This is a genomic window from Rhodococcus sp. 4CII (assembly GCF_014256275.1).
Classification (GTDB): Bacteria; Actinomycetota; Actinomycetes; order Mycobacteriales; family Mycobacteriaceae; genus Rhodococcus_F; species Rhodococcus_F wratislaviensis_A.
Genome location: NZ_JACCFE010000002.1, coordinates 3,896,283 through 3,915,708 on the forward strand (window position 1 = coordinate 3,896,283; position 19,426 = coordinate 3,915,708).

15 protein-coding genes and 1 pseudogene are annotated in these 19,426 nt (G+C 64.7%); 4 read left to right on the top strand and 12 right to left on the bottom strand.

Going from position 1 to position 19,426, the window contains the following annotated elements; all coding sequences use genetic code 11:
• Positions 1 to 222 precede the first annotated feature (222 nt).
• Complete coding sequence (locus H0B43_RS18785) at positions 223 to 1,062, top strand: NAD(P)-dependent oxidoreductase (RefSeq protein ID WP_185726551.1); 840 nt, start codon at positions 223 to 225, stop codon at positions 1,060 to 1,062.
• 167 nt (positions 1,063 to 1,229) lie between these two features.
• Positions 1,230 to 2,475: pseudogene (locus H0B43_RS18790) on the top strand (acetyl-CoA C-acetyltransferase).
• 68 nt (positions 2,476 to 2,543) lie between these two features.
• Here H0B43_RS18790 and H0B43_RS18795 read toward each other — a convergent pair.
• The 4 genes from H0B43_RS18795 to H0B43_RS18810 all read right to left on the bottom strand — a co-directional run bounded on the left by H0B43_RS18795 (position 2,544) and on the right by H0B43_RS18810 (position 5,381).
• On the bottom strand, positions 2,544 to 3,338 hold the full coding sequence (locus H0B43_RS18795) for an LLM class F420-dependent oxidoreductase (RefSeq protein ID WP_185726549.1): 795 nt from the start codon (positions 3,336 to 3,338) through the stop codon (positions 2,544 to 2,546).
• A 129-nt stretch (positions 3,339 to 3,467) separates the two neighbouring features.
• A complete protein-coding gene (locus H0B43_RS18800; RefSeq protein WP_185726548.1) occupies positions 3,468 to 3,992 on the bottom strand; it encodes a TIGR04338 family metallohydrolase in 525 nt (174 codons plus the stop codon).
• Complete coding sequence (locus tag H0B43_RS18805) at positions 3,989 to 4,807, bottom strand: DUF2786 domain-containing protein (protein ID WP_185950071.1); 819 nt, start codon at positions 4,805 to 4,807, stop codon at positions 3,989 to 3,991. The genes H0B43_RS18800 and H0B43_RS18805 overlap by 4 nt, the downstream gene beginning before the upstream one ends.
• A gap of 319 nt (positions 4,808 to 5,126) precedes the next feature.
• On the bottom strand, positions 5,127 to 5,381 hold the full coding sequence (locus H0B43_RS18810) for a hypothetical protein (RefSeq protein WP_185726546.1): 255 nt from the start codon (positions 5,379 to 5,381) through the stop codon (positions 5,127 to 5,129).
• 799 nt (positions 5,382 to 6,180) lie between these two features.
• Between H0B43_RS18810 and H0B43_RS18815 the strand changes: the two genes are divergently transcribed.
• Positions 6,181 to 8,031 carry a KUP/HAK/KT family potassium transporter gene (locus H0B43_RS18815; RefSeq protein WP_312033703.1) on the top strand — a complete coding sequence of 617 codons (1,851 nt, stop codon included), beginning with the start codon at positions 6,181 to 6,183 and terminating at the stop codon, positions 8,029 to 8,031.
• A gap of 469 nt (positions 8,032 to 8,500) precedes the next feature.
• Positions 8,501 to 9,595 carry an IS630 family transposase gene (locus tag H0B43_RS18820; protein ID WP_185726545.1) on the top strand — a complete coding sequence of 365 codons (1,095 nt, stop codon included), beginning with the start codon at positions 8,501 to 8,503 and terminating at the stop codon, positions 9,593 to 9,595.
• 941 nt (positions 9,596 to 10,536) lie between these two features.
• Here H0B43_RS18820 and H0B43_RS18825 read toward each other — a convergent pair.
• From H0B43_RS18825 to H0B43_RS18860, 8 genes are all read right to left on the bottom strand, one after another.
• Positions 10,537 to 11,169: a nuclear transport factor 2 family protein gene (locus tag H0B43_RS18825; protein ID WP_185726544.1), complete on the bottom strand. Its 633-nt coding sequence runs from the start codon at positions 11,167 to 11,169 to the stop codon at positions 10,537 to 10,539.
• A gap of 122 nt (positions 11,170 to 11,291) precedes the next feature.
• Positions 11,292 to 12,104, bottom strand: a complete 813-nt coding sequence (locus tag H0B43_RS18830) for a mycofactocin-coupled SDR family oxidoreductase (protein WP_185726543.1) — start codon at positions 12,102 to 12,104, stop codon at positions 11,292 to 11,294.
• 58 nt (positions 12,105 to 12,162) lie between these two features.
• Entirely contained in the window at positions 12,163 to 14,124 is a 1,962-nt protein-coding gene (locus tag H0B43_RS18835; RefSeq protein ID WP_312037619.1) for an FAD-dependent oxidoreductase, read from the bottom strand.
• Between the two features lie 328 nt (positions 14,125 to 14,452).
• Positions 14,453 to 15,346, bottom strand: coding sequence for an alpha/beta hydrolase (locus tag H0B43_RS18840; RefSeq protein ID WP_185726541.1), 894 nt, complete (start codon positions 15,344 to 15,346; stop codon positions 14,453 to 14,455).
• Positions 15,347 to 15,399: 53 nt separating this feature from the next.
• Positions 15,400 to 16,326: a VOC family protein gene (locus tag H0B43_RS18845; RefSeq protein WP_185726540.1), complete on the bottom strand. Its 927-nt coding sequence runs from the start codon at positions 16,324 to 16,326 to the stop codon at positions 15,400 to 15,402.
• A 12-nt stretch (positions 16,327 to 16,338) separates the two neighbouring features.
• Entirely contained in the window at positions 16,339 to 17,220 is an 882-nt protein-coding gene (locus tag H0B43_RS18850) for a fumarylacetoacetate hydrolase family protein (protein WP_185726539.1), read from the bottom strand.
• 124 nt (positions 17,221 to 17,344) lie between these two features.
• Positions 17,345 to 17,914, bottom strand: a complete 570-nt coding sequence (locus H0B43_RS18855) for a carboxymuconolactone decarboxylase family protein (RefSeq protein ID WP_185726538.1) — start codon at positions 17,912 to 17,914, stop codon at positions 17,345 to 17,347.
• Positions 17,911 to 19,419, bottom strand: a complete 1,509-nt coding sequence (locus H0B43_RS18860) for an FAD-dependent oxidoreductase (RefSeq protein ID WP_185726537.1) — start codon at positions 19,417 to 19,419, stop codon at positions 17,911 to 17,913. Before H0B43_RS18860 ends, H0B43_RS18855 begins: the two co-directional genes overlap by 4 nt.
• Between the last annotated feature and the right edge of the window lie 7 nt (positions 19,420 to 19,426).

Consider the following 19,426-nt stretch of genomic DNA (forward strand, 5'->3'; position numbering starts at 1 on the left):
CTGGCGGCACCGCAGGCATCACTTCGTCGGAAATCTCTTTTACCAGGGAATTGTCGTGCAGAAGCCAACCGCGCTGAAGATGTCTTTGTCCCGGCAGGACAAGCGGCGGCCGATCCTTGGTGCTTCCGAGACGTGGTCAAGCCCGGACGGACCCTTCTACGGTGAGGGGCGCCCGATCGACACCACCTTGGGGTTCTCTTCTTCAGAGAAACGAGAAATACGTTGAAAGACAATAGTTTCCATGGACAAACCGCGGTGATGTCGGGCGGCAGTCGCGGCATCGGCCTCGCGATCGCGCGGGCCTTCGCCAGTCGCGGGGCGAACGTCGTTCTGCTCGCCAAGACCGACACTCCCGATCCACGGCTGCCCGGAACCATCCATACCGCCGTCAGCGAATTGAACGAACTGGGTGGACGCGCTGTCGCCGTGGTCGGTGACATCCGCATCGACGCCGACATCGCTCGGGCCGTCGACGCCGCACGCGACAACTTCGGCGGCATCGACATCGTGGTCAACAACGCGAGTGTGCTCGACATCTCGAAGACGGAAGACCTCGCCCTCCGGCGGTTCGATCTGATGCAGCAGGTGAATGTGCGGGGCACGTTCGCGCTGACCCGCGCCTGCCTGCCCTACCTGCAGAAGTCGCCCAACCCCCACGTGCTGACCCTTTCGCCCCCGTTGAACCTGTCGTCGCAGTGGCTGGGCGCCCACCCCGGATACATGCTCGCCAAGTACGGGATGACTCTCGCGGCGCTGGGGATCGCCGCCGAGTACGCGCACACGCCGCTGTCCAGCAACTGTCTGTGGCCGCAGACGACGATCGCGACCGCGGCCGTGGGCAACCTGCTCGGCGGCGACACGAGTCTGCGGCACGCGCGGTCACCGGAGATCATGGCCGACGCGGCGATCGAACTCCTCGGCCGTCCCGCCGGCGCCGACAACGGCCGCACCCTCCTGGACGTCGAGGTTCTCGCCCAAGCCGGCATCACCGACTACACGGTCTACGGTGGTGCCGACCCCTTGACGATCGACATCTTCATCGACCCCGTTGTCTCCGCATGACAAACGAACCTGTGTGCGCGCAACCAGGGACGTCTCCGGGGGTTGACACCGTGCCGTCCCCGCGGACAATATATGCAAACGCTTAGAAAATAAGCATATGCTTAGAACTGAGGGATTGCAGGTCCGCACCGACTGCCGTCCACCACGTCAATCGGTAGGAGTTACCCATGCCCGAGGCTGTCATCGTTTCCATTGCCCGTTCGCCGATCGGTCGCGCCATGAAGGGGTCGCTGGTGGGCATGCGCCCGGACGACCTCGCCGCGCAGATGGTCCAGGCGGCCCTGGACAAGGTGCCCGCACTCGACCCGACCGACATCAACGACCTGATCCTGGGCTGCGGCCTGCCCGGCGGCGAGCAGGGCTTCAACATGGGCCGCAACGTCGCCGTCCAGCTGGGCTACGACTTCATTCCCGGCACCACCATCACCCGGTACTGTTCGTCGTCGCTGCAGACCACCCGGATGGCGCTGCACGCCATCAAGGCCGGCGAGGGCGACGTCTTCATCTCCGCCGGCGTCGAGACCGTGTCCCGGTTCGTGAAGGGCAACTCCGATTCGCTGCCCGACACCCAGAACCCGCTGTACGCGGACGCGCAGACCCGCACCGAGAAGCTCGCCCAGGGCGGCCAGCAGTGGGTCGACCCCCGGCACGAGGGACTGGTCCCCGACACCTACATCGCGATGGGCCAGACCGCGGAGAACGTCGCGTCGCGAGGGCCAGACCGCGGAGAACGTCGCGCAGATCACCGGCATCACCCGCGAGGAGCAGGACCGGTGGGCGGTGCGCTCGCAGAACCGGGCGGAGGAGGCCATCAACAACGGCTTCTTCGCCCGCGAGATCACCCCGGTCACCCTCCCCGACGGCACCGTGGTGTCCACCGACGACGGCCCCCGCGCCGGCACCACCTACGAAGCCGTGTCCCAGCTCAAGCCGGTGTTCCGCCCGGACGGCACCGTCACCGCCGGCAACGCGTGCCCGCTCAACGACGGCGCCGCCGCGCTGGTGATCATGTCCGACACCAAGGCCAAGGAACTCGGGCTGACCCCGCTCGCGCGGATCGTGTCCACCGGCGTGTCCGGGCTGTCCCCGGAGATCATGGGCCTCGGCCCGATCGAGGCGTCCAAGCGGGCCCTGGCCATTGCGGGGCTGGGGATCTCCGACATCGACCTCGTCGAGATCAACGAGGCATTCGCCGTCCAGGTGATCGGGTCGGCGCGGGAGCTGAACATCGACGAGGACAAGCTGAACGTCTCCGGCGGTGCCATCGCACTCGGGCACCCGTTCGGCATGACCGGCGCCCGCATCACCGCCACCCTGCTGAACAACCTGACCACCCACGACAAGCAGTTCGGCCTCGAAACCATGTGCGTCGGAGGCGGACAGGGCATGGCCATGGTCCTCGAGCGGCTGTAGGCGGCTCCGCCACCCGTGCGCCTTTTTGGTAGCTGCAACAACCAGAAAGGCGCACAGGCGCGAAGCGCCTACGCCAGACCCGACAGCGGCGGCGGGGTGTTCTCGTCGCGCCAGGCGATGGCCTCCTTCAGCGTGCCGAGGTCGTAGTCGGGACCGCCGACACCCACCGTGAAGAGGGTGACGCCGGCGTCGACGTGGGCTGCCGCGTCGTCGACACCCGGCCACGACGTGGAGTGCTGGATGCTGTCGGGGCTGCGTCCGGCGCCGCGGGCGTGCTCGGCGAGGATCCCCGACTTGCGCTTGTAGGTGTCCATGTCGCTGAAGCTGTGCCAGATGTCGCCGTATTTGCCGACCAGCGGCAACGTCTTCTTCTCGCCGCCACCGCCGATGAGGATCGGAATGTGCCGGGTGGGTGCGGGTTCCAGCTTCCCGAACCGCGCGGTGATCCGCGGGAGGTACTCGCCGAGCAGGTTCAGCCGCGACCCGGCGGTGCCGAATTCGTAGCCGTACTCGTCGTAGTCGCGCTCGAACCATCCGGCGCCGATGCCCAGGATCAGTCGTCCGCCGCTGATGTGGTCGACGGTGCGGGCCATGTCCGCCAGGAGGTCCGGGTTGCGGTAGCCGGCGCACGTGACGAGCGCGCCGATCTCCACCCGCTCCGTCTGCTCGGCGAACGCCCCGAGCATCGTCCAGCATTCGAAGTGGGCGCCGGCCGGGTCACCGTACAGCGGATAGAAATGATCCCAGTTGAAGACGATGTCGACGCCGGCGTCCTCGGCCCGCAGTACCGCGTCGCGGATCAGCCCGTACTCGGGCGCATGTTGCGGCTGAAGTTGGACACCGATGCGAACTGGACGAGTCATTCGTGGCTCCTCGGAGTAGACGTTGGGCCTTCTGGATCCATACTGCTCGCGCGACGGCCGGGCGCACAACGAATCCGCCGGGCGGACGGCATCCGTTTCGTCAGGCTGCGATCCCGCGTCTGAGGCACCTCAGTTCAGCCGCACCCTGCCCGCCAGCAGCATGGTCCGTAGGACGAATGCCGCCTCGGGGCCGATGATCTCCCCGACCAGGGTGAGGTAGCGGTCCACGTATTCCGGTCCGTGCGGGGCCACGCTCGGGTAGTCGGGGTCGGACGGGTCGAGGTGGTGGGCGATCTCGTGGAGCACCACCAGTTCCCTGAACGCCCAGGCGTTCCCGTTCCGATGCTCGGGGACCGCGATTGTGGCGGAATCGCTTTCGTAGTGCGCGGCCTTGTTACCCGACCGCGCGCGGACGTGGATCGGGGTGGCCGCCCGCGTCCACGTCGACCGCACCCAATTCAGGGCGAGCACCCGGTCCACGTAATCCTGCACCGAGTCGATCGACGCGAACTTGCGCTCCACCGGCAGAGTCACCTGTGACCCGAGAACGTCGACGACGCGCAGCCCACGCTCGTCGGCGCGGTCGAACATGGTGCGCACGAGGGCTTCCGCGTCGTATACGGCGTTCCGTTGACTGTCGCGGGGCCGTTTCACGACGGGATCTGCTTGCGGGCGGCCGGCAGTTCGGGTGAGTTGCCCAGGCGAGCGGTCCGGGCGGCGCGGTCACCGGCGCGCCGGGCACTCGACGAGTGTCCGGCGGACGCCCGTCCTCCGCGCCATGTGCCGCGGGCCTGCGAGTTCTCCGAGTAGTAGTCCTTCAGCTCGAGCTGTTTGTCGCGCAGCACCAGTGCCGTCTCCGCCGACGTCTCCGGCACGGACACCGCCTGTTCCTCGGCCTCCGTCTTCGCGTCGGCGAGGCGCTGCCCGATCCGCGCGGCGTAGGCGAGCTGAAAGTTCAACCGGGCGGTGACACCGGCGACGGGGCGTCGCACCCGGGTCGAGACCCGGCGGCGTCCCCGCGTCTCGACCTGCGTCCGCACGGTCGTCTCGTCGCGGTACTCACCTGACTTGATGTAGGCGTCCGACGCCCGGACCATCTGGATCAGCAGGCTCGCGTACAGGGCCTCGCAGACGTCGATGTCGCCGGCGAACCCGTACGCGTAGATGACGGCCGACGTCTGGGCGATGTCGCACTGGACGTCGTTGGCGGCGGCGATCACCAGGAACAGCTGCGCGTACGTCCGCAGACCTTTCTTACCCGGTTCGCCGATCGTCACCAGCCGCTGTGTGGGGGTGGCGCGCTTCTCCCGGCCGGCCGCGTGCGCGCGCGCCACCGCGAGGTCGATCGACGCGGCGGTGGCGAGCCGCTGGGCGGCGGCCATGAAGGCCTCGCCCTCGTGCGGGTTGTCGGTGGATTCCGCCTGCCGGAGGAGCCCACCGATACGGGTCAGCATCTTGTCGGAACTCACCCAGGCAGGCTATCGCCCGTGCGCCTTTCTGGTCGTCGGCGCTACCAAAAGGCGCACGGGCGCGACGCGCCTGAGGACCTCGAGGATCAGGTTTGCGCCGGTGATTCCGATACCGGTGATCCACACGCGGTAGTCCGTCTGGTGGACGCCGTCGCGTCGTGACGGCCCCATCTGCCCGACGTCCGTGAAGGCGCAGGCCGTCGTCGTCCATGACGCGGATGATGTGTGCTGTCAGTTTCAGGAGTCGGCTGCACTGCGTCAGTACTCGACTGCACACGTCCAGAAAGCGTGTCGTTGAGGAGTCCAGGTCTGTGTTCGCTCACTGCGTTGGTGTATTGCTGCGGCAACGTAGTCGGTCACGGTATTCGTGCAGTCGGACCACGCCCGAGTGCTCATGGTCCACAAGCAGCAAACTCTCGTCCCGGAGCACACGGGCGGCGATACGGTCGCACTGATAGGCGAACATTCCGACATGTTCGGAAGCGGTGACGCCCTCCGCCAGCCGCAATGGAAGGCGTGCGATCCGGTAGCCGAGTCTCAGCGCGCTCAGCGGTAGCGACATCATCGTCGTCATTTGACGCATGCTAGGCCGGTACCGTTCAGCGAGTGGACAAATCAATTCGACGGGGACCGGACCGGGGAAGGGCAGCAGGAATTAGAACATCCACGCTGCGGTGATCAGTGTGATGTCCTCCAGCTCCTCCCGCAGTTGTGTGGCTCGCGCCCTCAGTGCCGTGGGACGCCGAGAAGGGCGCCCACTACCTCGACGGAGCCATCCTGGACAACCTCTGCAGGGTGACGTGCTTGGGGTTTTGCAGGGTGCACATCTGACCGAAGACCGGTTCGACAGCTGGGAGCTGACCGTTCCGTTGACGCTCGGGAGCTCGGACGTGGTGGGTTCGGTGTCGTATGCCGAAGCACAAACTTCACTCGACCAGGCCAACGCCGTCAAGTGCCAGATTCTTGTGCGGTGAACCGAGGGCGATTCCTTCATGAGCAGCGGACGGGCCATGCGCTTCACCATTTTCGCCGCATGCCCACGCGCTCGCACGTCCGGACGAGCGGGCGACCGCGGTGGCACGCCGATGGTCCTCACCTTGGCGGTGCCTGTCACCGAACGGCCGCCTGAATTCCGTGATGCACCTCACATTTATGAAGTTGACCTCGGTCTCAGGTCAAGCCCAGGGGCAGATGTTGGACCGCCTGCTGCCGAACGCCGGTGTTTCCGGCCGAGATCGTTCAAGAAAGAGCACGATAGGACGTGGATCCGCAAGCGAGGAGATGCTGTGCCTACTGAGTCCGAAGCTCCGCCTAGCCACGCACCGGGACGCCGGGAAGCGGTTAGGGCGGCCGCTGTCGTCGGCGCGCTCGGTGTGGTGTTCGGTGACCTGGGGACCAGCCCGATCTACACCATTGCGACGGTGTTCGACCCGGATGATCCACACCCGGTGCCGATCAATACGAACTTCGTGTACGGCGTAGTGTCGCTGATCTTCTGGTCGGTGATGATCGTCATTACGGTCACCTACGTCTTGCTGGTGACGCGCGCCGACAACGACGGTGAGGGCGGGGTCATGGCCCTGATCACGTTGCTACGTCGCTGGGGCGGGAATCGGAGTGGTCGCACGGCCGCAGCGCTCGCCGGGCTCGGGATCTTCGGTGCCGCGCTGTTCTTCGGGGACAGCATGATCACCCCGGCGATCTCGGTGCTTTCCGCGGTCGAAGGCGTCAAAGTCGTGGAGCCGAAGCTGGCAGAGCTGGTGGTTCCGGCCACCGCCGTGATCATCGTGTTGCTGTTCTCCGTCCAGCGCCGAGGCACGGCCACGGTGGGACGGTTCTTCGGGCCGGTGATGATCATCTGGTTCGTGTCGATCGGCGCCTGCGGTGTCAGGGGCATCGCCCGGCACCCGGAAATTCTCAAGGCCCTGTCTCCGACCTACGCGTTGACTTTCATGTTCGGACACTTCGGGATCGCCTTCTTCGCGCTGGCCGCGGTCGTGCTGGCGGTCACCGGTGCCGAGGCGGTGTACGCCGACATGGGCCACTTCGGTCGGCCGGCGATCGCCCGTGCTTGGCTGATGCTCGTGCTGCCGGCATGCGTACTTTCCTACTTCGGTCAGGGTGCCCTGATTCTCGGCGACAAGACCGCCGTGACGAGCCCGTTCTTCCTGCTGCCTCCCGAATGGGCGCGGTTGCCGATGGTTTTGCTGGCCACCGCGGCAACGGTGATCGCCTCCCAAGCGGTGATCACCGGCGCCTATTCGGTGGCCGCGCAGGCCGCTCAGCTCGGTTACCTGCCGAGATTGCGGGTGGTGCACACCTCGGAGTCGACGATCGGCCAGATCTACGTGCCATGGATCAACTGGATGCTGATGGTGTCGGTGCTCACGCTGGTGTTGGCATTTCGTAGCTCGTCCGCGCTGGCCTATGCGTACGGCATGACGGTGACCGGGACGATCACGATCACGACGCTGCTGTTCTTCTACATCGCTCGGACGCGGTGGCGCACGCCCCTGTGGCTTGTTGTACCCGGCGCGGGTGTGTTGTTGACGATCGACCTGGTGTTCCTGGCCGCAAACGTGACCAAACTGATGCACGGAGCTTGGCTGCCGCTGTCGATTGCCGTCCTGGCGTTCATCGTGATGACCACATGGCAGCGGGGGCGGGGAATCATCAGCCGCGCGCGGGAGGAGGCGGAGGGATCACTGCGTGCGTTCGTCGACCAACTGCACGATCGCCGGCCGCAGCTGCAGCGGGTACCGGGCACTGCGGTGTTCCTCAACCGCGGCAAAGAGACTGCGCCCTTGGCGATGCGGGCCAACGTCAGGCACAATCTCGTACTGCACGAAAACGTGGTGATCATGTCGATCAATACGCTGCCGGTGCCGCGAATACCCGATGAGGACCGAACGGCGGTCGATGATCTCGGTTATGGCGAAGACGGGATCTTCCATGTAACCGCCTACTTCGGCTATATGGAATCGCCGAATGTCCCGGGCGTGCTGCGGTTGCTCGATCCCGGGCAGGCCGAAGGGCCGATCGCGCTGGAAGACGCGTCCTACTTCTTGTCGCGGATCGAGCTGAAGAAGGGGACGGCACCGACGATGGCGCCGTGGCGCAAGCGGCTGTTCATCGCCACGTCGTATATCACGGCCGATGCCGCCGAGCACTTCGGCCTGCCGGGCGACCGAACGGTGATGATCGGTTCTCGCATAGAGGTATAGGTGACAGAGGGCATCGTGCGGCGACGCCCTTCCGGACCGAGTGGGAGCGGTCGGGCAGAGAGGGTCTGGCTGCCGTGCCGGACCAGTTCTCCGGCGTGCAACGTAGGAGGCGAGTACCTGTCGTGCACGCGATATGCAGTCATGAGCACTTGCCAGCGGAGCGCCGAAGGTCCCATAACGAAGCTCCGACCGGCCTTGCATCAGATTCACTGAACCGAGCCAGACATCAGATAGAGCGCCGACCGCGTCAGATCTGCTGAATCGGACGGCTTGTGCGGGGTGACTGCTGTAGAAACTCATCGCGGCGTTTCGCGCCCGGAGGAGCGTTCTGACCGTCCCGAAGCCGTTCGTGGCACAAGACCGCTGAGGAGAGCCTGGATTCCCTCGCCAAATATATCTCACGAATTTCTGACGCGGGACACTAGTGTCGTACGCCATAAATTCGTGCTTTAACTTGATATCCTGAGGCATGCCTCGAACCGGACGCCCGAAGGCGGAGTTGATGTTGACCGATAACGAACGCGAACAACTCGTTCGATGGTCGCGGCGAGCGAAAACCCCACAATCGTTGGCACTGAGGTCGCGGATCGTGTTGGCCTGCGCGGAGCCGGGGATGACCAACAAGCAAGTCGCGGCAGACCTGGGGATATCCGCTAACACGGTCAACAAATGGCGCGGGCGCTTCGTCGACCGACGCCTCGACGGCTTGGTCGACGAACCTCGACCGGGTCGTCCGCCCTCGATCTTGCTGGACCGGGTCGAAGACGTGGTCACCGCGACGCTGGAAACCACCCCGGCCAATGCGACGCACTGGTCGCGTACCTCGATGGCCAAGCGCACCGGCCTGTCACCGTCGACGATCGGCCGGATCTGGCGCAAGTTCGAACTCAAACCGCATCTGACCGACGGGTTCAAGCTTTCCACGGATCCGCAGTTCGTGGACAAGGTCGTCGATGTTGTTGGCCTTTACCATAATCCGCCCGAGCATGCCGTTATCCTCTGTGTGGACGAGAAGAGTCAGATGCAGGCCTTGAACCGTTCCCAGCCGGTGCTGCCGATGATGCCGGGCATGCCGGAACGGCGCAGTCATGACTACGCCCGCAGCGGCGTCACCAGCCTGTTCGCGGCGTTCAACATCGCCGACGGCACGGTGATCTCCGAGCTTCATCGACGTCACCGGGCCGTGGAGTTCAAGAAGTTCCTCACCGCGATCGACAAGGCCGTCCCCGACGAGTTGGACGTGCATCTCGTCTGCGACAACCTGGCCACCCACAAGACGCCGGCAGTGGGCGACTGGTTGGCCAAGCACCCACGTTTTCACGTCCACTTCACCCCGACCGGGTCCTCGTGGATCAATCAGGTCGAGCGATGGTTCGCATTCCTGACCGATCAGCTGCTCCGCCGTGGTGTACACAAAAGCGTTGCAGCACTGGAGAAAGACGTTCGCAACTGGATCAAGACCTGGAACGACGACCCGAAGCCGTTCGTCTGGCACAAGACCGCCGAGGAGATCCTCGATTCCCTCGCCAAATATATCTCACGAATTTCTGACGCGGGACACTAGTGCAGCGTGGGGTAAGTTTGGCGGTCGAGTTGTCACCGGTCACCCAACTTAAGATCGGGTGATGTCCGACGCCGCGCATTGCTGAGATCATGTGCGAGCGCTGCAAGTGCCGGCAGCCCATAAATGCACCCGGGAGAGGTGGTGCCTTGCTCGAGTCGGGCCAACTGAAACCTCGCGGCGTCTCGGAGCCTGTAGTTGTATTCGCTCATATCGATTGAGAAGGCGTTCGCAACGCTTTCCGGAGTTGGCCCTCCAAGCGGATCCCAGAGCAGCGCAAAATCGAGGATGTCATTGTCGTTAAGGCTGTTCCACATTTTGTCCTGCTTGGGGGTACTTACACTGATGTCTCGCATGTTCTCGAAGACCGTTGGCCGTCAACTGACATGCAAAGTCTACGTAACAAATCGTCGCGGGTTTACGGGAGGTGGGAGGAACCGCGCCGAGGCGCGGTAGGCGTCCACCAAACTGTGTATCTCGACTTCGGAGCAGGTCGACTCAGGGATGACCTGCCACAATCGCTCGAGGAACCGGCGCCGCGTCATCCCGAACTGCAGAAGGATTTCCTCCTCGGAAGCACCCCCGTACGGCACCCACATGCTGGCGAACCCTATGAGGCGCTCCGCCTCGCTGTCAGGATGGGTCCGGTTGCGGTTGGTTTCCATCCAACCGGCGCGGCGCCTCTGACGCCATTGGCGAGATTCACTACCGTTCACGGGATTTTACCTCTGATCGTACATGGGAGGCCTCGGAACTGCGGGTTCCGAGGGATATTCGGGGATCGCCAGTTGTCCTCGCACCGACTGTCAAGGTACCTACCTCCCGCAGCACTAGGAGTGGTTGATGGCCCCATGTCGCGCAGGCGGGATACCCGCTGGCGCGACATGGAGTCTGATCCGGACGGCTTCCTCTCGTCCTCGGTTCGCCGAGGTGTCGTGCCGGAGTCACGACCCATGAGATGCTTCCGCCTCCAGAGCGGTCTCTCGGGCCGAGTGGTGAACGCCACTCATCAGGTCCTCGAACTCGGACCACGGACCGCGTCCAGGACTTCCGATCACCGCTGTCGTGAAATTCAGATCCGATGCGCGTGGCTCAACCGTCCAATCTGCGGCGTCCGCACACTCTCGGAACCAGTCGAACACGAGGACGCGGCGGGCAATCTTCCAATCTCCGTTGCGTTGCTCGAAGCGATCCTGAAATCGACCACCAATGATCAGGTCATACGGCTGCTTTCCAGGCGGTACGACACGGTGAAATGCACGAAGGTAGGACTCCGAGTAGGCGACGTGCGCCCAAATCCGCGTCAAGACGTTGCCGATCATGTGATGCGTCATCTCGATCCCGCGGCGTTCAAAGGTGGGCAGGATTTGCGAAACGAAGTCGGGGCCGGAGATGTCGTCGGCGCTCGAGTAGCGGACAGTGGAGTCCGGCCAGAAGATCCCGTCGAGAAGGCGGGAGTCCCGACGGTCGAGCCCCCGACAATATCGATGGAGCGTTGCAGATAATTCACTTTCCACCACAACGCGATCGACCGTAGAGAGCTCGGCTCCCGAGTTGGCGGTGGAAGACGGCTTCATAAGCTATCGCTCCGGATCGTTAGTAGTCAGCGTTGGACTGATCGTCGCTTGGAGAGCGATTGGGCCGATCGCCCAGGTGGTGAGTGCAGTGCGTCGCTGCGCGGTAGTGCTTTCGGGCGGCTCTAGTTCACGACGTTGAATCCGCCATCAACGGGCAGGGTCACACCTGTGATGTACCGAGCTTCGTCGGAAACCAACCACGCGATCGCATGAGAGACGTCAATTTCCTCGACCATGTCGATGGGAAGTGCCTTGGACGTCTTGGGGAAGGACGGATCCTTGAGCCAGAATTCCTGGAAGGCGTCGCTCGTCACCATGGGAGTCGCAATACCCGTCGGGTGTACGGTGTTCACGCGGATCCAATGCGGGGCCAAGTCGCGGGCGTACGAGCGCATCAGGCCGACCACTGCATGTTTGGATGCAACGTAGGCCATACCACCTCGCGACGGACCGCTGACGCCCTTGAGGCCGGCGGTCGAACTGGTGATCACAATGGATCCCCCCTGACCGCGGTCGATCATCGACGGGATCACGGTCTCGATGGTGTTGAAGACCCCCGTCAAGTTCACGTCGATGCACACCTGCCAGGCATCGTGAGGTTGGTTCAGCGCCATAGGCAAGACGCCGGCGTTCGCAAGCACGATGTCGACTGGGCCGATAGCGTCGACACCTTCCGCGAGGGCCCGGGCGAGTCCCGCCTCGTCACGCACGTCGGCCACCGCGGCGAAGACGCGGCGGCCCCTCGATTCGACCGCCTTGACGGTGGTCTCGAGGTCTTCCTTTGTCGCCAGGGGATAGGGGATGGCTTCGATATCCGAGCAGATATCGACCCCGATGATGTTGGCTCCTTCTTCTGCTAAACGAAGCGCGTGGCTTCGCCCCTGTCCGCGGGCTATGCCCGTGATGAAGGCGGTCTTCCCGTCGAGCTTTCCCATGATGTCCTCCTTGTGTCAGGTAGCTGTCGCTACCGTAAACCGTTGTGAGGGTGAACCCTCAGACACTTGCGCCCACATCGGCGCCCTCGCGGAAAGCATGCATCGCCGAGCGTGGAGCGTAGGCATCGCCGGCTATGAGGACGCGTGCGCCCTGAGCCCGAAGGCCTTTCGTGAGCTCCACATTCGGAACTCGCGGGACTGCAGCGACGAGAAGGTCCGCCGGGACGGCCGTGGTCTGACCCGACATCGTGTGTCGGCCGAGCACTTCCCCGTTGCGCACCCCGGTGAATTCCATGTCGGTGAGTTGCCGCGTACCCGACCCATGCAGTCTCCTGCGCAAGCCTTCGAGGTGAGTGAAGCCGATGTTGGCACCGATCGTGGCGAGCGGGGTCATGACAGTGACAACGGCGCCGTTGTCGGTGAGGCGTTCGGCAACCGTATACGCCTCGTCATTTCCGAGCCGGTCGTAGATCACGACTTGTTGACCCGCTACGTCCGCGCCCATCGCGTCCGCCACCCCGAGGCACCGCACGGACCGGTCGGTCGATCCGACGAGGAGCGGCTCAGTGTCGCAGCGTGCACCGGTCGCGAGGACCACGACGTCTGCCCCCACCTGGGCGGCGAAGTCTTCGTCGACCTCGACGCCGAGCCGGATATCCACCTCGAGACGTTCGATCTCGCGAGCCAGCCAATCGACTGCGCCCACCAGTTCGCGCTTGGCACCGTACCCGGCGACTCGCAGCAGTCCGCCCAGCTCGTCGGAGCGCTCTGCGAGAACCACCCGGCGGCCCTTTCGCGCGGCGAACTCGGCCGCCTTGAGACCGGCGGGGCCACCGCCTACGACCAGCACGGTGCCCTGCCCCTGCTCGGCCAGGGCCTGTTCCACTTCATGTTCTCGAAGGACATCGGGATTGTGGAAGCAGGTGATGGCCATGCCGGCGATACTTCGGTCGATGCAACCCTGATTTGCGCCGACGCACGGCCTGATTCGGTCAGATTCTCCGCTGCGCGCCTTGGCGACGAAATCAGCGTCTGCGATCTGGGCGCGGGTGAGGGCGACCAAGTCGCAATCTCCGGCTGCGAGAGCCGTTTCAGCCAGTTCGGGGGTGGTGATCCTTCCGGTTCCGATGAGAGGTAGGCCCTCACACGCTGTCCGCAGTTCCCTGGCGAGAGGCAGAAACTCTCCATGGGGATGACGGTAGTCGGCGATCGACCGGGCATAGTGGGACGCCCGCGAGCCTTCGGACTGGTTGAAGTAGTCCACCAGGCCGGTGCCGCTGAGGGATCGAACGACCTCTTGCAGCCCCTTCGGACCCAGTCCTCCGTCCTCCGGTGCCAGAAAGTCGTCTGCTGAGATTCGCACTCCCAGCGCCGGTCCGCGCCCGACTCGCTCCCGAATCGCCTGAATGATCGCGGTCACGAACTGCATGGGATCCCCCCACTCGTCCGTGCGTCGGTTGTAGGCCGGCGTGAAAGACTGCTGGATCAGGTACCCGTGCGTCGCGTTCAGTTCGACGCCGTCCAGGCCGGCCTCGACGGCCAGCTCAGCAGCATCGGCAAATGCGGCAACGACCTGCTCGATCTCGTCGGCACTCATCTCATGAGCGACCTCCTCGCCGCTGGAAGAGAGGGTCCCGCTGAACGACCACAACGCATGGAGCAGAGGGTTCGTATCGGACGGGTACGCAGCCCCCGAGTGCAACAGTTGCTGGATGACCGGCGTGCCATGCCGATGGCACACCTCGGCCAGTGCGGAGAGCTTGTCGTGCATATCCCGGCGGTCAATGGCTGGATTCTTCCCTGCCGATCGATGCACCTGCAGCGCCTGCAGGATGATCAAGCCGGCGCCGCCTCGAGCACGTCGCTCGGTGTAGTCGATGAAGGGCTGCGCGGAGACGCCCGGACGGAAAGCAGCCACATCGGCGGAATGCGAAGTCGAGACGACCCGATTCGATAGATTGAGCGACCCCAACTTCACAGGGGAGAAGAGTGTGGGGTAGGGAGTCTCAGCCATGCGCATTCCAATCTGTAGAGATACTTCGGCAATATTCTTCTTTGGACGTTTCGATGATCAACGATGCTTGCATCTCATCCCCCTGTGCCTCTCCTCGGAGGAAGCGTGCGATCGCGAAGAGGTTCAGCGTCGGTCCGACAGTCACGTGGTGATCCCACCGTGACTGCCGGGTCGTAAAACGTCATCGCGCCCAATAGGACACGAGCGCAACGAACATGCTCGTCCGGACGCGTCCGTTTCCCGGGCGGTGGCGTCGGGGTGTCCTGCGTGCACGGCTCCCGCGTGTCGTCCGATCGGAACGGGGCTACCCGCGGGGTGGTGATGTCGGCCCCCGTCAGTCCGGCGCACTTGATTGCCCAGGTTCGGCCGGTGGGGAGGCGGTATGACCCGCTTCCGGGAGGGTACGCGGCGACAATTGCGCTTTCAGCCATGCCGCCGTGATCGCCAGGTTCGGTTCGGCGTCGAATCGAGGATCCTCGTGTCCCGCGCATCCCACCGCGGCGTAGGTGACGTCGACTCCCCGTCGGGCGAGTGCCTTGAAGAGGTCGTGGCTGTCGGATGCCGGGACGATGCGGTCCAGGTCGCCGTGGGCGATCAGGAACGGTGGGGCTGCGGCGTGGACGTTCTCCATGGGACTGGCCGAGCGGACCTCGGCATCGTCTCCTGTGATCTGGGTGCGACCGAACAATGCGTGGACAGCGGGTGGACGGTTCAGGATCAGGGACTCGAGCCGTGTGCGTCGGGTGCTGCCGAGCAGGTCGGTGGGGGAGAACCACGTGACTACCGCTTGTACTGCACTGGACTGGTCGAGGTGACTGCCGACGGTACCCTCGAGTGCCGCATTGCCGGCGCTCAGTCCCGCCATGATAGCGAGGTACCCGCCCGCGGACGCCCCCCAGATCCCGATTCGTTCCACCTGCAAGTCGTGGTCGCTGCCTTCTGCTCGCAACCACCGCAGCGCGGCTTTGACATCGTGCATCTGCGCCGGGTAGCGAACCCCGGGCGCGAGCCGATAGTTGACCGAGACCACGGCTACACCCATTTCGGCGAGAGGCCTCAATCGTTCGTCGGCGTTGTCGGCCTTGTCTCCACCTTCCCATCCTCCCCCGTGGAGGTAGAGCACTGTCGGAACGGGTCGATCCGATTCGGAGCGGTAGATGTCCAGGGTCAACGGTCCGCCCGGTGTGGTGGCGTATTCGAGGTCTTTGATAACTCTGACGGCGTGCATACGACCGCTGCCCTTTCTGGTGTTTCTGGCGCTGCTCCGGCCCCGAAGCGTGGTCATGATTGGGTGGAGTGGGCTCCGGTCATGAGGGCGGCGAGGTCGTCGGGTTCGAGGAACGACGGTGGGGGCGGTGGTCCCCACGCGTAGAGGCCTTGGAGTCCGTGGAGCACCTCCGGGGACCAGAGTTCGTCCTCGGGAACGGTGTCCATGTCCGAGTAGTACTCGGAGAAGTTCCCCGCCGGGTCCTTGAGGTACCAGAAGAAATTCGCGCCGGCGTAATGGCGGCCGAGGCCCCAGATGTGGCGTTCCGGATTGCCGTCGAGCATGGTGTGGGCGCCGCGGCCGACCTCGTCGATGTCGTCGACCTGCCAGCTGGTGTGGTGCATGAAGTTCACCGGTGCGGCCATGACGAGGACGTTGTGGTGCTCGACGGAGCAGCGCAGGAATGCGGCCTTGTCGCCCATGTAGTCGGAGACCTTGAACCCGAGGCCGTCGGTGAAGAACTTCATGGTGGCCTCGAGGTCGGTGGATCCGATCACCGCGTGTCCGAGTTTGCGGGGGCGCACCGGGGCGGTGCGGGTCAGGAATGGGGCACGGCCCCAGCGGTCGATCCGGCCGGGCCCGTTGTACGGGGTTGCGGGTACGGCGGGTTCGATGACGATCCGGGGCCGGACCTGTACCCGCACCAGAGTGCCGGTGACGGGTTCGACGGCCCGCACCGAGGTGCCGTCCTGGTCGGCGGTCAGCCCCAACCCGTTCAGTCGCGTTGTGATCGCGGCGATGTCGTCGGGGTCGTCGGCAGCGACGGTCAGTTCGACCAGCCGCCGGGTGGGTGCGTGGACGATCTCGAGTTGTTCGCCGCCGTTGCGGGTGGCGAACACCCCGCGCCCGCGGTGCTCGAGTCCGAAGTCGGTGTAGTAGGCGACGGTCTCGTCGACGTTGGGGACGCCGACGGTGACCTTGCCCAGTCCGTGTAGTGCCATGAGCGGTGCCCTCTACTTTGCGTAGGGGTCGGCGACGAAACGCTGGTGCAGCTGACCGATTCCCTCGATCCAGCTGTCGAGCTTTTCGCCGGCCTGCAGGAACCGTTGCGGGTCGCGGCCGACGCCGACCCCGGCGGGGGTGCCGGTGAAGATCACGTCGCCGGGGTAGAGGGTGACGGTGCGGGAGAGGGCGGCGATCAGCTTCGAGACCGGGAAGATCAGGTCGCGTGTGCGTCCCTTCTGCACCTGGTCGCCGTCGATGGTGCAGCCGAGTTCGAGGTCGTCGGGGTTCGCGAACTCGTCCGGGGTGACCAACCACGGACCCTGCGGGGAGAAGCCGGCGAAGGACTTGCCGAGCCCGAATTGCGGCGCCGGTCCGCGGAGCTGTGACACGCGTTCGGAAATATCCTGTCCCACAGTCAGTCCGGCGACGTGCGCCCAGGCGTCGGCGTCGTCGATCCCGGATGCTTCCCGGCCGATCACGGCCACCAACTCCACCTCCCAGTCGACGTTGCCGCCGGCGGGGATGATCACGTCGGTGTCGGGTCCGGTGAAGGACGAGGCGTATTTGGTGAAGACCGGCGGCAGGTGGGTGGGGGATTCGAACCCGGATTCGGCGGCGTGGGCGTGGTAGTTCAGACCGACCGCGAAGACCTGCCGCGGCGCCGGTGAGGGGGCCCCGAGCAGGGACCGGTCGATCGGGAAGCCGTCGTCGGCCAGCACAGCGAGGTCCTGTCCGGCGACCCATCCGGTGACGTCGTCCCAGGCCTGATACACGGCGGGCAGATCGGGGCCGAAGCGGCCGTGCGAGGCGCGGGCGAGGTCGACGCCTCGCTCGGCGCCCTCGTCTCCGATCACGAGTGCGGCGCGGCCGTCGATGTTGGCGATACGCATGAGATTCTTCGGTCTCCCTGGTCGATGGTGGTGGAGTCGGGCCATCACAGTCTCGGACGCGGCTGGATGGCAGTCAGATGTGAGAAGTCGGTGCCCGCCGGCGATACACACCGGAAAGCGAGGTCTATACCGGAGGAGGTGTTCGAGCCATGTTCATCACCATGGCCAAAGTCGAGTAGTACCCGGCGGTGACTACGACGTCGGTGACGGACTGCGGTCCGAGCATCTCGATGCCGCGATTGAAGGTCGCGTCGGAGACGGTCTTGTCGGCAAAAAGTTCGAGAACGATCTCGTATGCCGATTCCTCCGCCGGCGTGAGATCGGGAGGTACCGAACGCTGTACAAGGGCGTCGATCGCCTCGTCGGACAGTCCCGCGCCGCGGGCGAGCGGAAGATGATAGGCCCATTCGAAGTCTTGATCCCACTCCCGAGCCACCAGCAGGACGAGCATCTCGAAGATCTTGTTCGGCAAGGGGCTCTCGAACCGAAGGTAGGCGCCGAGGTGCTGCAGGTGCTCCATCGCTTGTGGACTACGCAGCAGCGGAACGAAGGGCCCGAACACCGCTCCCCGAGGGCCGGCGGCGACGCGATGCGCTGCGGCCTGTTGCTCTGCGGAGAGTTCCTCGGCGGGTGGCATCGGCATCCGGTCGCTAGTCGCGGAACCGGGTGTCGTCGGCGTCTGCGATTCGTTCATCGGGGCATACCGAGGGCGTACTTGAGGGCGAGTTGGGCATCTTCGATCGCCGGCGGTTCGGTACTGGCCCAAGCGATGTACCCATCTGGGCGGATCAACAGACTGCGCACACCCAGCAATTCGGGTGGGGTCAGCACCACGTGCGCTGAGTACGTGCGCAGCAGAGGACCCGTCTGGTCCATCTGCGCGTAGGTCTGCGCACCGGTGCAGTCGATGAGTACGAATGTCTGCCCGCGCAACAGTTCTCCCATTCGGCGTAGGCCGGCGCCGGTTTGCAGGTCCAAATCGGGGGAGCGGTGACCGGTCATCGGGTGGCTGTCCGGAGCACAGGGATACGGGAAGGCCAGCCCGTTGAGGTCGAGGGCGAGTTGGCGATTGACCTCCGGAATCGGGAGGATGGTGCGCTGAAACAGTCGTTTGAGGGCGATGCCGTCGTCGGTGAAGTCGAATTGGATTGCGCATTGAGCCTGCACACTGCGCAGCAGTGCTTCGGCGACGGGTCGCCGCTCGGACTGATAGGTGCTCAGCAGGTCACGGCCCGCGTCTCCGTTGATCACGGCGGCCAGTTTCCATCCCAGGTTGAACGCATCTTGCATGCAGAAGTTCATCCCGACTCCACTGGCCGGGTAGTGGATGCGTGCGGATTCACCGACCAGGAAGGCGTTGCCCTGTTGGAAGGACGTGGCGATCTTCAGGGTGTCGGTGTAACGCGACGCCCATGCCAGATCGTCGAAGGGGATGTCGACGTCGAGGATGTCGGCGATGCACTGGCGCACCTCGTCTGCCGTGACGGGTTCGGACTGGGGGGCATGGCGGCGTTCGGCATGCACGATGGTGAATCGGGTGAGGGTCTGGTTCTCTCCGAACGGGAACGAGCTGATCCACCCTTTCGCGTTGTCGACCATGCGACGTGCCTCGGGCCAGGGGCGGTTCATGCGTAGGTCGGCGACGATTCCGGTGAAGGTCGGTCCGTGCCCCTCGAAGTCGATGCCGAGTGCGGATCGAACCACACTGCGGGCACCGTCGGCGCCGACCAGGTAGGTCGCCGAGATCTCTTCGGTCCGCCCGGTCGCCTCCGATGTCGCGGTCACAGTCACGAGGTCTTCGCGCTGTGCAATGGCGTCGACGTGCACACCGTGCCGAACATCGACTCCCAGCCGACGAGCCTCCTCCAGGAGAAGTTCTTCGGTGTCGTTCTGCGGCAGGATAAGTCGGAAGCCGAACCGGGAGCCGAGGTGGCGCCACTCCACCGGCTGCATTCCACCCCAGATATGGACCGGGATGAGCGGGTTGGGGCGGATCTTCTCGGCTCGCTCGATGAACTTTTCGGCCAAGCCTCGTGCGTCGAGCAGTTCGAGTACCCGCGGCAGGACAGTGCCTGCGCGAGACTTCACCGGTTCGGTCCGGCGTTCCAAGACGACTACATCGACGCCTGCGCGGGCGAGTTCGGTAGCAACAGTCAGTCCCGACGGACCGCCACCGACGACAACAACTTGGGGGGACATGCGCATG